This window comes from Xanthomonas sp. WHRI 7064, from assembly GCF_040202355.2.
In the GTDB taxonomy this organism is placed as follows: Bacteria; Pseudomonadota; Gammaproteobacteria; order Xanthomonadales; family Xanthomonadaceae; genus Xanthomonas; species Xanthomonas arboricola.
Map to the genome: position 1 here is coordinate 903,707 of NZ_CP167821.1, position 13,208 is coordinate 916,914.

Annotated in this window: 11 protein-coding genes; 9 read left to right on the forward strand and 2 right to left on the reverse strand. The window is 65.8% G+C overall.

Annotated elements, in window-relative coordinates; translation table 11 throughout:
- Positions 1-336: 336 nt before the first annotated feature.
- Entirely contained in the window at positions 337-2,496 is a 2,160-nt protein-coding gene (locus tag ABQY74_RS03865) for a carboxy terminal-processing peptidase (protein WP_180971171.1), read from the forward strand.
- A gap of 183 nt (positions 2,497-2,679) precedes the next feature.
- Here ABQY74_RS03865 and ABQY74_RS03870 read toward each other — a convergent pair whose 3' ends face one another.
- Positions 2,680-3,423: a sulfite exporter TauE/SafE family protein gene (locus tag ABQY74_RS03870; RefSeq protein WP_104543548.1), complete on the reverse strand. Its 744-nt coding sequence runs from the start codon at positions 3,421-3,423 to the stop codon at positions 2,680-2,682.
- 178 nt (positions 3,424-3,601) lie between these two features.
- Between ABQY74_RS03870 and ABQY74_RS03875 the strand changes: the two genes are divergently transcribed.
- A complete protein-coding gene (locus tag ABQY74_RS03875) occupies positions 3,602-4,486 on the forward strand; it encodes a LysR substrate-binding domain-containing protein (RefSeq protein WP_349794143.1) in 885 nt (294 codons plus the stop codon).
- A gap of 54 nt (positions 4,487-4,540) precedes the next feature.
- On the opposite strand, the gene ABQY74_RS03880 is transcribed toward ABQY74_RS03875, so the two are convergent.
- Positions 4,541-5,407: an endonuclease/exonuclease/phosphatase family protein gene (locus tag ABQY74_RS03880; RefSeq protein ID WP_102583454.1), complete on the reverse strand. Its 867-nt coding sequence runs from the start codon at positions 5,405-5,407 to the stop codon at positions 4,541-4,543.
- A gap of 163 nt (positions 5,408-5,570) precedes the next feature.
- Here ABQY74_RS03880 and ABQY74_RS03885 point away from each other — a divergent pair, with 163 nt between their 5' ends.
- The 7 genes from ABQY74_RS03885 to ABQY74_RS03915 all read left to right on the forward strand — a co-directional run bounded on the left by ABQY74_RS03885 (position 5,571) and on the right by ABQY74_RS03915 (position 13,204).
- Entirely contained in the window at positions 5,571-6,626 is a 1,056-nt protein-coding gene (locus tag ABQY74_RS03885) for a bifunctional nicotinamide-nucleotide adenylyltransferase/Nudix hydroxylase (RefSeq protein ID WP_016900843.1), read from the forward strand.
- Between the two features lie 122 nt (positions 6,627-6,748).
- Positions 6,749-8,152: a nicotinate phosphoribosyltransferase gene (locus tag ABQY74_RS03890; RefSeq protein WP_349794145.1), complete on the forward strand. Its 1,404-nt coding sequence runs from the start codon at positions 6,749-6,751 to the stop codon at positions 8,150-8,152.
- Positions 8,153-8,174: 22 nt separating this feature from the next.
- Complete coding sequence (locus tag ABQY74_RS03895; protein ID WP_349794147.1) at positions 8,175-9,275, forward strand: hypothetical protein; 1,101 nt, start codon at positions 8,175-8,177, stop codon at positions 9,273-9,275.
- Positions 9,268-10,332, forward strand: a complete 1,065-nt coding sequence (locus tag ABQY74_RS03900) for a DNA methyltransferase (protein WP_349794149.1) — start codon at positions 9,268-9,270, stop codon at positions 10,330-10,332. Before ABQY74_RS03895 ends, ABQY74_RS03900 begins: the two co-directional genes overlap by 8 nt.
- 73 nt (positions 10,333-10,405) lie before the next feature.
- Positions 10,406-11,197, forward strand: a complete 792-nt coding sequence (locus tag ABQY74_RS03905; RefSeq protein WP_181105647.1) for a DUF2242 domain-containing protein — start codon at positions 10,406-10,408, stop codon at positions 11,195-11,197.
- A 120-nt stretch (positions 11,198-11,317) separates the two neighbouring features.
- Positions 11,318-11,698 (forward strand): glycine zipper 2TM domain-containing protein, encoded by a 381-nt coding sequence (locus tag ABQY74_RS03910; RefSeq protein ID WP_026063982.1) that lies wholly within the window; start codon positions 11,318-11,320, stop codon positions 11,696-11,698.
- A 198-nt stretch (positions 11,699-11,896) separates the two neighbouring features.
- Entirely contained in the window at positions 11,897-13,204 is a 1,308-nt protein-coding gene (locus ABQY74_RS03915) for a hypothetical protein (RefSeq protein WP_349794152.1), read from the forward strand.
- Positions 13,205-13,208 lie beyond the last annotated feature (4 nt).

Here is a 13,208-nt window from a genome sequence, read left to right on the forward strand (position 1 = left end):
GTGCTGGCGTCATCTGATGCCGCAGCCGGCCGTATGCCGAATGCATGTCGTCGGGAACTGCTCGCGACCGCCCTCGAGTAGCTCCGTTGATTTCGAGCTAAAACGACCCACACGACCCCGCACACCGCGGGGTCGTGTCGTCTCCGGCCGCTGCTCCTAGTGGCAGGGTACGCCCGCGTTCACAATCCGCTACAGGCCCGGCGCTAGGCTGATTCAGCCAGTGGATGACAACGCCAGCAACTTTCGGCACTGTCATGCTGTCTGATCCGTTCACCGCCTTTCTTTCGTCGGCCCTGTGCCGAGAGCCATTCGATGACCTACAACGTTTCTACGTCCATGAAGGCCGGCCTGCTGGCGCTGGTGTTGACTACTCCGATGGCCTTGCTCGCACGCGCCGACACGGCGTTGCCGGCGGCAGCCACGCCCGACCAGGCCACCGCGACCAAGCTTGTCTACGGTCTGCTCTCCGACAGCCGCTATGCCTACCGTCCGCGCACGCTGGACGAGGCGATGTCCAAGGACGTCTTCAAGCGCTATCTGGAAACCCTGGACGGCAGCAAACAGTTCTTTACCCAGGCCGACATCGATAGCTTTGCGCCGTTGCAGACGGGCGTTGGCGATGCGCTGCGTGGCGGCAATCTGGAGCCGGCGTTCCAGGTGTTTTCGGTCTACAAGAAGCGCGTCGATCAGCGCGTCAAGTACGCGCGCGACCTGCTCAAGCAGGACTTCGATTTTTCCGGCACCGACAAGTTCGAGTACGACCGCAAGGACGTGCCGTGGGCGGCAGACGACAAGCAGCTGGACGTGCTGTGGCGGCAGTCGGTGATGAACGATTGGCTGCGCCTGAAGCTGGCCGGCAAGAAGCCTGACGACATTCGTAAGACACTGGATAAGCGTTATGTCTCGCTGGCCGATTCGGTCAAGCAGTTGAAGGGCGAGGACGTGTTCCAGTTCTTCGTCAACGCCTACACCAATGCGGTCGATCCGCACACCGATTACTTCACCCCTCGCACCGCAGAAACCTTCAATCAGCAGATGTCGTTGTCGCTGGAAGGCATCGGTGCGCAGCTGCAGAAGCAGGACGACATGGTGGTGATCCGTGAGGTCATCCCGGGCGGTCCGGCGGCGGTGGATGGCACGCTCAAGCCGGGCGATCGTATCGTCGGCGTGGGCCAGGCCAAGAATGGCGCGATCGAAGATGTGATCGGCTGGCGCATCGACGATGTGGTCGCCAAGATCCGCGGTAGCAAGGACACCCAGGTGCGCCTGGAGTACATCCCGGCCGAGTCGGGCATCGACGGCAAGCACCGCACCGTGACGCTGACCCGGCAGAAGGTGCGTCTGGCCGAGCAGGCCGCCAAGGGCGAGACCATCACGCTGCCGGCCAAGGGCAGCGAGCCGGAGCGGCGTATCGGCATCATCAAGCTGCCGGGCTTCTATCAGGATTTCGAAGGCCGTCGTCGCAACGCGACCGACTATGCATCGGCAACGCGTGACGTCGCCAAACTGCTGGCCGGCTTCAAGACCGACAAGGTTGACGGCGTGGTGCTGGACCTGCGCAACAACGGCGGCGGTTCGCTGGACGAGGCGATCGAGCTCACCGGCCTGTTCATCGAGCAGGGCCCGGTGGTGCAGGTGCGCGAATCCGGCGGCCGGGTCACCGTCAATGGCGACAGCAATCCCAAGGTGGCCTGGGATGGTCCGCTGGGCGTGCTGATCAACCGCGGCTCGGCATCCGCCTCGGAGATCTTTGCCGGTGCCATCCAGGACTACGGTCGCGGCCTGGTGATCGGTGAAACCAGCTTCGGCAAGGGCACGGTGCAGAACATCGTCGACCTGGACCGCTGGCCGGCCGCAGAAGGTCAGCGCTACGGCCAGGTCAAATTGACGATCGCGCAGTTCTTCCGCGTCAGTGGTTCCAGTACCCAGCACAAGGGCGTGGTGCCGGACATCGCATTCCCGGCCAGCGTGGATGCCACCGAGTTCGGCGAGAGCACCTACGACAACGCGCTGCCGTGGACGCGCATCGCCGCCGCACCGCACACCCAGTACGGCAACTTCGCGCCGCTGCTGCCCAAATTGCAGGGCCTGCATACCGCACGCATCGCCACCGACAAGGAATTCCAGTGGTGGGAAGAGGACGTCAAGCAGTTCCGCGATGAGAAGGCCAAGAAGTACATCTCGTTGAATGAAGCCGAGCGCGTTGCCGAGCGTCAGAAGCAGGATCAGCAGCGCAAGGACCGCCAGCAGGTGCGCAAGCAACTGGGCCTGCCGCTGGACCCGCTCGCCGAAGACAGCGACGACGGCCTGACCGGCAACGAGCGCGATATCGTCAAGGACACCGCACGCGAGAAGGCCGCAGAAAAGCGCCCGGATCCGTTGCTGCACGAATCGGCCGCCATCCTCGCCGATGCGCTGGGCCTGCTGTCGCAGGACCAGCCGCTGTCGGCGCAGGTGCTGCCGCAGTCGACCGCGCCGGGGCGTTGGGCCGACTGATCGTCTGCCGAACAGCTGGCGACAAGATCAGCTTGCAATGCAAAACGCCACCGCATCGCGGTGGCGTTTTTATTGGCCGACCCTTTCATGTTCGGCACGACGTCGCGCGCGGGTTTGACTGACGAGCGATTGCCAGCTGCCGTGCCTGTGAGCCGTGCGACGCTCCATTGCGCCTGACGCGGCTTACGCCAAGGCCTGCCAGATGCCTTGCAGGCCGAGCACCAGCAAGGTGGTGAAAAAGAAGCGCCGAAACGTCTCGGCGGAAATCCGGTTGCGCACCCAGGCGCCCAGCCACATGCCGATGGCGGTGGGTAGCAGTGCCCACAACGACGGAGCGATCGCCGCGCGGGGTAGTGCGCCGTGCCAGGCCAGTGCACTGGCCAGCGCCAGCGTCGCCACGCCGAAACACCAGCCCAGAGAGCGAATCAACAGCTCGCGCGGTAGTTGCAGGGCGGTGAGGTAGGGCAGTGATGGCAGCACGAACACGCCGGTGGCGCCACTCAGCAGACCGGTGGCCAGCCCGGCCAGTGGCCCTGCCCACGGTTCGTGACGCGCCTGCATCGTCCAGTGTCGACGGGCCAGCCCAAGCAAGGCGTACAGCGCCAGCAGCGCGCCCAACCCGGCGCGGACCAGGCTGGGGTCGGCGCCTGTCAGCACCCCAGCACTTAGCCAGGTGCCCAGCGTCACGGCGGCCAGCAATGGCCACAGACGTCGCAACAGGGTCGCGGTGTCCGGTCCCCAGGCTTGCTGCACATTCGTCACAAGCGAAGGCAGAGCCAGTAAGGTCGCTGCCTCGGCAGGCGTCAGCCACAGACCCAGCAGCCCCATCGCAACGGTCGGCAAGCCCATCCCGGCCACGCCCTTGACCCAGCCTGCCAGCAAAAACACGCCTGCGATCAGATACCAGTGGGTGTGCAATGTCTCCATGCAGCCAAGGATCCGGGCTTGTTCCGTGGCAGACAATGCGTGATTGTTTGATGCAGGCTTCGGCGGAGCCGAAGGCTGAGGCAAAGGATGCCGAGCATGGAGAGATACCTGGCCTGGCTAGCCTGTCCTGTCGGCGGCGAGCGCATGTCGATGGCATGCACGTGCTTGTGGAGCGCTCATGCATCTGGAATTTGTCGATTTACGGTTGTTCATCGCGGTGGTCGAGACCGGCAGCATTACTGCCGGTGCGCAACGCGCGGCGTTGTCGCTGGCTGCTGCCAGTGCGCGGATTCGTGCGCTGGAGCTGCAGGTGGGCGCCGTACTGCTGGAACGCGGGCGCCGCGGCGTCAGTCTGACTCCGGCCGGCGGCGTGTTGCTGCGGCACGCACGGCAATTGCAGCGGCAGGCCGAGGCGCTGCAGCTGGAGCTGGGCGGCTACGGTGGCGGTGGCCAGGTGACGCTGCGGCTGGCGGCCAATACCGCGGCGCTGTCGGCATGGTTGCCCGAACGGTTGGCGGATTTTCTCATCGCACATCCGCAGCTGGATCTGGCATTGACCGAGCAGGGCAGCGACGAAGCTGCCGATGCGGTGCGCGAGGAACGCGCCGACATCGCCGTGGTCGCAGGCCATGCCGATCTCAGTGGGCTGCAGGTGCTGCCGTTCCGTGAGGATCGGCTGGTGCTGGTGATGGCTGCAGCGCATCCACTGGCCGGCGCCGCGACGCTGCAATTGAGCGAGCTCGCGGGAATGGACATGCTGGGGCTGGCCGGCGACAGCGCCTTGCAACGGCATCTGCGCGTGCAGATGAACCGCGCCGGCGTGCAGGTGCGCATGCGTGCAAAGGTACAAGGCATCGACGTGTTGTGCCGCATGCTCGCACAAGGCATGGGCGTGGCGATTCTTCCGCACGCCGCAGTGCAACGCTCATGCGTGCGCGATCAGCTGGCCACGGTGCCCCTGGATGCAGCCTGGGCACCGCGGCAACTTTCGATCGTGCTGCGTTGCGAGCCTGCGCCGTCGACCATGCTGCAAGCGCTAGTGGATTGGCTGCAACACGACTGAGCTGCGTCGCGTCAGAGCGGCCGGCATCGTGACAGCGTCACGTCGCCGGCGCGATCAACGCGGCCAGGCGAATTCAGCCAGCACCGGATAATGATCGGACGGGACTACACCGCCGGGACGCTGATCCAACGTGGAAAAGCGTGTCGGTGTCAGGCCGCGGAACAGGATCCAGTCGATGCGACGGGTCGGTTGCGTGGTGAAGTCCTGGAAGGTTTTTTCCGGGCCTTGCGGTTCGGGGGCGCGGGCGCGCGCATCGCCAAGCGAGGCGGTGAGGACGCGGTAGGTGCCCTGGTCAGGATCGCTGTTGAAGTCGCCGGTCAGCACCACCGGAATGTTTGCCGGCAGCGCCGCGATGCGCGACAGGATCAGGCGCGCGCTGTGCTCGCGTGCGGCCTCGTCCTGGTCGCGGTGGGCGAAGTGCGTGTTGAGCAGATAGAAGCGGCGCTTGTCGCTGCGGCGCTCGAACAGAGCCCAGGTCACCATGCGCGGCAGGTCGGTGTTCCAACTGCTGCTGCCGGGAACCTGTGGCGTTTCCGACAGCCAGAAGTCGCCCGATTCCACCACCGACAATGCGCGGCTGTCGTAGAACACGCCCATGTGCTCGTCGCTGTCGTCGCCGCGGCGGCCCTTGCCGAACCAGCGGTAATCAGGCAGCTGCGCAGCCAGATACTGCGCCTGTTCCTGCACCAATTCCTGCGTGCCGAACACGTCCGGGTGCGCTTGTTCGATCAAGGCCACCATCGCCGTGCGGCGCACGCTCCAGCGCTTGTCGCCATCGGTATCCACCGGCACGCGCACATTGAACGACATCACCCGCAAGGGCGCGGGCGCAGGTGCAGCCAACGCAGGCAAGGCGATGCACAGCAGCGCGAGTGCCGCAAACAGGGAACGTGAGATGGCGCGAACGGACAGGCGTGACATGCAGGCGGATTCCTCAAGGACCAATCGGCGAGTCTAATCGGCATGCATGACCGAAATGTCATCGACATACCGCGCCTGCTTGACGTCGTCGCACATCGGCGTAGCATTTGCACCAAGCCATCGGATAGACCGCTGGCTGCCTACCCAACCGTGAGGGATTCTCATGGCACCGCAGTACGATTATCTCGTGTTTATCGGGCGTTTCGAGCCCTTTCATAACGGCCACGCCGCCGTCGCCCGCCACGCGCTGGGCAAGGCGAACAAGCTCATCGTGTTGATCGGCTCCGCCGACACGCCCCGCACCATTCGTAATCCGTGGACCGTCGCCGAACGTGCGGTGATGATCGAGTCCGCGTTGCCGGGCGAGAGCCAGCGGCTGATCCTGCGCCCGCTGCGCGACCATCTGTACAACGAAAGCCTGTGGATTGCCGAGGTGCAGCGCCAGGTCGCCGAGGCCGTGCAGGCCGATGGCGGCACGCTCGATGCACGCATCGGCCTGATCGGCATGGACAAGGATGCCAGCAGCTACTACCTGCGCGAGTTTCCGCAGTGGCCGCTGGAAGATGTGCAACATACCGCCACGCTGTCCGCCACCGAGTTGCGCCGCTATCTGTTCGAGGCCGGCGAGATTGGTTTCCACGGTGGATTGCTGATGCTGCGCGGCAATGTGCCGGCGCCGGTGTACGACATGCTGGAAGCGTTCCGGCGCAACTCGCCGAGCTACGCGCAGCTGGTGGCCGAATATCGTTTCATCGAGCAATATCGCGCCGCCTGGAAGGATGCGCCGTATCCGCCGACCTTCGTCACCACCGATGCGGTGGTGGTGCACTCAGGCCACGTGCTGCTGGTGCGTCGTCGCGCCGAGCCGGGTAAGGGCTTGTGGGCATTGCCTGGCGGTTTCGTCGGCCAGGACGAAGGGCTGCTGGACGGCTGCCTGCGCGAGCTGCGCGAGGAAACACGGCTGAAGGTGCCGGTGCCGGTGCTCAAGGGCTCGTTGCGCGGGCGCCAGGTGTTCGACCACCCCGAGCGCAGCCTGCGTGGGCGCACCATCACCCATGCATTCCATTTCGAATTTCCGGCCGGTGAGTTGCCCGCGGTGCGCGGTGGCGACGATGCAGACAAGGCGCGCTGGATTCCGCTCGCCGAAGTCATGGCGATGGGCCCGCGCCTGTACGAAGATCATCTGCATATCCTCGAATTCTTCCTGGGTCGCGGCTGAGGCCGACAAGGATTGCGTGCCGTCATCCAAAGGCGTCCGCGCGCAATCCAGGATCGGCTTGAACCGTAGCCTCCCGCCGGCGGACAGACCGCTGGTTCACTCGACGCGAAGGAGCTTCCGTCATGCATTACCTCGATAACCTGCTGCTCAACACCGACAGCTACAAGGCCAGCCATTGGCTGCAGTATCCACCCGGCACCGATGCGGCGTTTTTCTATGTCGAATCACGCGGTGGCGTCTACGACCAGACCGTGTTCTTCGGCCTGCAGTCGATCCTGAAAGAGGCCATCAACCGGCCGGTGACGCATGCCGACATCGACGATGCGAAGGCCTTGCTGGCCGCGCATGGCGAGCCGTTCAACGAAGCCGGCTGGCGCGACATCGTCGATCGTCTCGGCGGGCAACTGCCGGTCCGCATCCGTGCCGTGCCCGAAGGCACGGTCGTGCCCACGCACAATGTGTTGATGACGATCGAATCCACCGATCCCAAGGCGTTCTGGGTGCCGTCGTACCTGGAAACGCTGCTGTTGCGCGTGTGGTACCCGGTGACGGTGGCAACGGTGAGCTGGCAGGTGAAGCAGGTGGTACGCGATTACCTGCAGCGCACCAGCGACGATCCGGAAGGGCAGTTGCCGTTCAAGCTGCATGACTTCGGCGCGCGTGGGGTGTCCAGCCTTGGCTCGGCTGCGCTGGGCGGTGCCGCGCATCTGGTGAACTTCCTCGGCACCGATACCTTGTCGGCGTTGCTGCTGGCGCGTGCGCATTACCACACGCCGGTAGCCGGCTATTCGATTCCCGCTGCCGAGCACAGCACCATCACCAGCTGGGGCCGCGAGCGCGAGGCCGATGCGTACCGCAACATGCTGGCGCAGTTCGCGCGCCCCGGTTCGCTGGTGGCGGTGGTATCGGACAGCTACGACATCTACCGCGCGATCCGCGAGCATTGGGGCACCACCCTGCGCGAGGAGGTGATCGCCTCCGGTGCGACGGTGGTGATCCGTCCGGATTCGGGCGACCCGGTGGATGTGGTCGAGCAATGCCTGCTGCTGCTGGACGAGGCGTTCGGCCATCAGGTCAACGGCAAGGGCTACAAGGTGCTCAACCATGTGCGGGTGATCCAGGGCGATGGCATCAATCCGCAGTCGCTGCGCGCGATTCTCGAACGCATCACCGCAGCCGGCTATGCCGCCGACAACGTCGCCTTCGGCATGGGCGGTGCGTTGTTGCAGAAGGTGGATCGCGACACCCAGAAGTTCGCGTTGAAGTGCTCGGCCGTGCGCGTGGACGGGCAATGGATCGATGTCTACAAGGACCCGATCACCGACAAGGGCAAGCAGAGCAAGCGCGGTCGATTGACGCTGCTGCGTGACCGTGCCGATGGCAGCTATCGCAGTGCGTTGCTGGATGAAGTCGACGCGCATGCCGACAGCGAAGATGCACTGGTGACGGTGTGGGAGAACGGCGTCATGCAGCAGGAGTGGACGCTGGAACAGGTGCGCGCACGTGCCGACGCCGCGCGCCGCTGACGTTCGCCGCGTGGCTAGCCGCATGGATGCCTCCCTCGACGACGACTCGTTGCTGTCTGCATCGCCGCTGTTGGCCGGGTTGCGCGCCGCCGCGCCCAGCCTGCGGCGGCGCGTGCCGCAGCAGGGCGAAAGCAGCCGATGGCATGCACTGCGCATCGGCGAGCGCGCGTATCGGGCAGCGTTGCCGATCACCTTGACCCCGTATGCCTCGGTACGGCCATGTTCGGCGCGCTGCGGCTTCTGTTCGGAAAACCTGCGTCAACACCGTGGTGGCCCGGCGGCAGCGATGTTGCGGCCAGGGCCGAACTACTTTGCGCAATTGCGCGCTGCGTTGCAGCTGCTGCACGGGGTGCCGTTGTCGTATTCCTTGTCCGGCCTGGAGATGACCGACGACCCGGACTGGCTGCAGGCCTTGCTGCAGACCCTGGCGACGACGCCCGACGGCCCGTGCGTAGAGCAGCGTGTGCTGTACAGCAATGGCGCCGGCCTGGCGCGCGCGCAGGGGGCGCAGTTGCTCGATGCCCTGGTCGACTTCGGCCTGTCGTGGATCGAGCTGTCGCGTCACCACCCGCTGCAGGCCGGCAACGACGCGATCATGCGCTTTCGACCCGACGAGCCCATTGCCGATGCGGCCATTTTCGCGCGGGCGGCGCAACGCATCGCAGCGCGCCTGCCGGTGCGGCTGGTCTGCATCGTGCAACGGGGCGGCGTGGACTGTGCCGATGGCGTGGTGCAGTACATCGCGTGGGCGCGTCGCTGTGGGGCCACGCAGGTGATCTTTCGCGAGTTGTCGCGTCTGGATGATGCGTACCGCAGCAATGGCACCTGGCGCTACATCGCGCAGCATCGCATCGGCATGGAAAGCCTGTTGGCGGACTGCATGCAGCAGCCGTGGTGGTCGCATTGGCAAGCCGACGGCATGACCGAGGGTTATTACTTCTGGAATCTGCGCATGCGCAGCGAAGACGGCCTGGAAGTGGTGTTCGAAAGCGCCGACTACGCGGCCATGCACGCACGCCACGCCACCGGCGACCTCTACAAGTTGGTGTTCTTCGCCAACGGCCGCCTGTGTGCGGGCTGGGACCCGGATGCCGATGTGCTGTGGGAGGCGGCCGATGGATGAGCTCGACCAGCGCAGCTGGTGGACGCCGGCGCCGGATGAGCCGTCCTGGGCATTGCCCGAGGATCTGCGTGCAGCCGATCCGCTTGGCGGGCGCGACTGCGGCTGGGTGAATCAAATGCGTCCGTTCGTGCGGCACTTCAGCGTGCCGGGCGCGCAGGTGTTCGACCCGTTCTGTGGATTCGGCAGCACGCTGCTGGCGGCGGCGCTGGAAGGGCGTCGCGCGCATGGCATGGAGATCGATGCCGCACGTGCGCAACTGGCACGCACGCGCCTGCAGCGGCACGGCGTGCAGGCGCCGGTCGTGGTCGGCACGCTGGTCGACACCGCGCCTGCGGCGGAGATCGATCTGTGCCTGACCAACGTGCCGTATTTCGGTTGCCACTGGCGCGGTGCGGCGTTGCCGGGGCAGTTGTATGCCAGTGCCGATTACGCAGGCTACCTGTCCGGGATGCGGGCGGTATTGCATGCCCTGCGCAAGCGGATGCGAGCGGATGGCTTCGGCGTGGCGATGGTGGAAAACGTCGTCGTCGGCGGGCGGGTGATTCCGCAGGCGTGGGATCTGGGGCGGATCCTTGCCAGCCTGTTCACCCTGCGCGAGGAGCGGGTGCTGTGCTACCGGCGGCCGGGCGCAGCGCTGGCGCCTGCAGGCACGCACAGCAATCGCAGCCATGAGTACGCGCTGATCTTCCAGCACTGCCGTGCGCGGCTGGACCTGCAGCAGGCAGCGCTGCTGCTGCAGGCGCTACGCGCAGACGGCCTGCCGGTGCAGGTGCACGGCAGCTACGCACGCTGGCTGCAGGCGCCGGAGTCGGTGCCGGAGGGGCCGGCGGATCTGGACCTGATCCTGCAGGCCGAGCAGCCGCTCTGGGACCGCCTCACCGCCTGGCTGCAGGCGCAGGGTTTTGCCTTGAGCCTGTGGGGCGAGCCATGCCGGGCGCCGGTCGCGCTGGCGGCGGTGCGTGCGCACCACTATCTGCGCGCCGAGCGCATCGGCGCAGACGGCAGCCGCCTGCAACTGGACCTGCAGCTGACAGCGGATGAACCGCCGTTGCCCTGATCGGCCACGCGACGCCGCGCGCACACCGGTTGCGGCTATGCTCTGTGCCGGTTTTGGATGCCGGAATGTCTCCATGTCTTGTTCTTCCCTGATTGCGCGCGGTGCCCTGCTTGGCGCGCTGGCAACCCTGGCTGGTTGCGGTGGCAGCAAGGGCGACACCATGCTGATGCGTGAGTCGTTCAATTCCGACGACACCTACTCGCGCAGTGTGGCCTCCACCTCGCCACAGGCCTGCGAGGCCGCGCGCCGGGTGTTGTTGAGCCAGGGCTATGCGGTGACGCGTGCCGATGCCGCTGCGGTGGAAGGCAGCAAGAACTTCCAGCTCAAGGAAGCCGACCAGAGCGAACAACTCAATCTGCGCATTTCCTGCGCCACGCAGGACGGCGGCAAGGCGCAGGTGTTCGTCAGCGCATTGCAGGACCGTTACGCGCTGAAGAAGAGTTCGACCTCGGCCAGCGTCGGTGTCGGTGTGCTTGGTTCGTTGTCGTTGCCGGTCGGCAGCAGCGGCGATTCGCTGGTGCGCGTGTCCAGCACCACGGTGCAGGACGCGGCCTTCTACAAACGCTTCTTCGACCGTCTGAATTCGTATCTGCCCAAGGTCACCGAAGCGGTGCCTGCACCTGCAACTGCTGCTCCGCCATCGCCGCCTCCGGCGCATGCGATGTCACAAGCACCGGCTCCGGTGCCTGCGGCCGCTCAGGCCAGCGAGGCGGCCACTGCTCCCGCCACGCCAGCAATAGCTGCGCCGCAACCTGCTGCAACACCTATCGAACAGCCACCAGTGGCGCCATTGCCGGTAGAGGCGCAGGACCCGCCGCCGACACCAGCCCAGGTGCCGCAAACCGAGCCAGCAACCCAGCCGTGATGGAGCGATTCAGGCTCTGCTCCAAAGCCTGAATAGCCGGTTGTACGCTTCACGTTGCGTTCTCGACCAAGTGGCGAAAGTGGAACCATGACTCGCCAAGGGGCGAGATGGAGACAGACGATGAAGATGCGCAATTCCCTTGTGGGTATGTCCCTGATCGCGTTGATGGCGACGAGCACCCTGGCGCAGGCGCAAACGCGTTCGCATCAGCAGCGCTATACCGAAGCAGATGAAGGCCGCAAGTTCGGCGATGGCACGCGCGTGCGCTGCCGCAATGTCGAAGTGCAGAAGAACTCGACCGATCCCAATCGCATCGGTGGCACAGTTGCCGGCGCGGCCATCGGCGGCCTGCTCGGCAACCAGGTTGGCGGCGGCAATGGCAAGAAGCTGGCAACCGTGGCCGGCGCAGTGGCCGGCGGTGCGGCGGGCCGCACCATCCAGGGCAACCGCCAGCAAGCCAACGGTAACCGTCAGGTCGAGCGCGTCTGCGAACGCCGCTGAATCTGATGCAGTGAATCCTGCGAGCCCCGGTCCTGCCGGGGCTTTCTACGTCTGAGGATGCAGCACCTTGCTGCCGATCTACATCACCTTGTACCGATGAGTGCGTTCCAGAAGCCCCGCCTGCGGCTGTGGACGGGATTGAGGCAGCGTGCATCTGCATCTGCATCTGCGCGGCCCAAACCGCGCTCCCGCGTTGCCGTGCGTCTATGCGCGGCCGCATTGCTCGGTGTGCAGCTGTTGCAGGCTGCCACGGCCGCGCCGAGCGAGACCGCGCGCAAGGCGTCTGTGGACTGCGTCGATGCCTTGCTGCGGCGACTGGGCTGGGATATTCGCAGCGCCGCGGTAAGTGCGCCGGTGATCCAGCGCGGCGAGCCGTGTACGCGCGGCTCGCTTGCGCAGGCACGCGCGGCCGGCGATCTGCAGCTGACGCTGCCGGCCAGCTGGAACGGGCAGCAACGCGGCGCCGCGCTCAAGGCCTTGCTGGACGATAGCGCCACCCAATGCGCGTACGCGTTCGAGCTCGGTGCGGCGACGCGGCGTGCCACCACGCAGCTGCAGGACAACCCGGGCTACCGGTTTTCGGCGCTGCAGCTGGGCTGGATCGGATTCGGCTGGCGTGGCGCGGCCTCGCAGGGCTGGAGCGGCTTTCGCAGTTTCGGGCGCGGCTATCAACCGCGCGGCAGCAATGCACAGGCGCTGGATGCGTTCTATCGCGGCCAGGTGCGCTCCGAATGCGGGGTGGGGCGGCAGGTGGCCCAGCTGGCTACCCAGCGCGAATTGTATGGCGATGCCGGATTCGATCAGGTGTTCACCTCGGGCGAGTTGTCGATCGGTACGTTTCTGACCCTGCACGACACCGACAGCATCCTGCTGGGCGCGCATGCCGGCGAGTTCTTCGCCGACGGCAAGGCGGCCAGGACCGCGCAGCTGGGGCGGCAGGCATTTGTCGGCGCGCCGGGGTTTATCGCGCATGTGTTCGACAAGTCGTTTCTGGACGACATCCACAACCAGGCCGAAAACTTCGTGGTGGTGGACGTCAGCGATGCGGCGGCGCGGGCGCTGGCGCAGCACGGCGGCTTTGTGCACTACGACGCGCGCAACCGGCAGATCTGGGAGCTGGCCAGGGAGCTGCGCGGGCCGGGCAAACGTCGCTTCGAGCGGCTGCTGTACGAGCGCGATGCCGCGCTGCGCGCCACGCTCGATCCGCAGCAGCAGGCACGCCTGCAAACGTTGCAAGGCCTGTTGGATGACCCGTTCTACCAGGGCTTTCTGGTGTACGTGCATCCCAAGGGCATCAAGCCGATCGGGTACCACGTGGCGCGCCTGCTCGATCGCAATCCGCGCACGCCGTATGCCATCGACCTGACCCTGCACAATCTGCGCAGCACCTTGTACTGGCGTTGGATCGACTGGCAGCTGCAACAGTGCGGCGCCGGCACCGCGGCGGAACAATCCATTGAGAATTCCGCCACGCCAGCGTACGCCGGGCGTGGCACCCTGCACTGATCAG

What these genes read in the sequence shown, in the direction of transcription:
- ABQY74_RS03885 (WP_016900843.1), top strand. Translation starts at nt 5,571, where the DNA reads ATGGCACCGCAGTACGATTATCTCGTGTTTATCGGGCGTTTCGAGCCC.
- ABQY74_RS03910 (WP_026063982.1), top strand. Translation starts at nt 11,318, where the DNA reads ATGAAGATGCGCAATTCCCTTGTGGGTATGTCCCTGATCGCGTTGATG.
- ABQY74_RS03875 (WP_349794143.1), top strand. Translation starts at nt 3,602, where the DNA reads ATGCATCTGGAATTTGTCGATTTACGGTTGTTCATCGCGGTGGTCGAG.
- ABQY74_RS03870 (WP_104543548.1), bottom strand. Translation starts at nt 3,423, where the DNA reads ATGGAGACATTGCACACCCACTGGTATCTGATCGCAGGCGTGTTTTTG.
- ABQY74_RS03865 (WP_180971171.1), top strand. Translation starts at nt 337, where the DNA reads ATGAAGGCCGGCCTGCTGGCGCTGGTGTTGACTACTCCGATGGCCTTG.
- ABQY74_RS03905 (WP_181105647.1), top strand. Translation starts at nt 10,406, where the DNA reads ATGTCTTGTTCTTCCCTGATTGCGCGCGGTGCCCTGCTTGGCGCGCTG.
- ABQY74_RS03890 (WP_349794145.1), top strand. Translation starts at nt 6,749, where the DNA reads ATGCATTACCTCGATAACCTGCTGCTCAACACCGACAGCTACAAGGCC.
- ABQY74_RS03895 (WP_349794147.1), top strand. Translation starts at nt 8,175, where the DNA reads ATGGATGCCTCCCTCGACGACGACTCGTTGCTGTCTGCATCGCCGCTG.
- ABQY74_RS03880 (WP_102583454.1), bottom strand. Translation starts at nt 5,407, where the DNA reads ATGTCACGCCTGTCCGTTCGCGCCATCTCACGTTCCCTGTTTGCGGCA.
- ABQY74_RS03900 (WP_349794149.1), top strand. Translation starts at nt 9,268, where the DNA reads ATGGATGAGCTCGACCAGCGCAGCTGGTGGACGCCGGCGCCGGATGAG.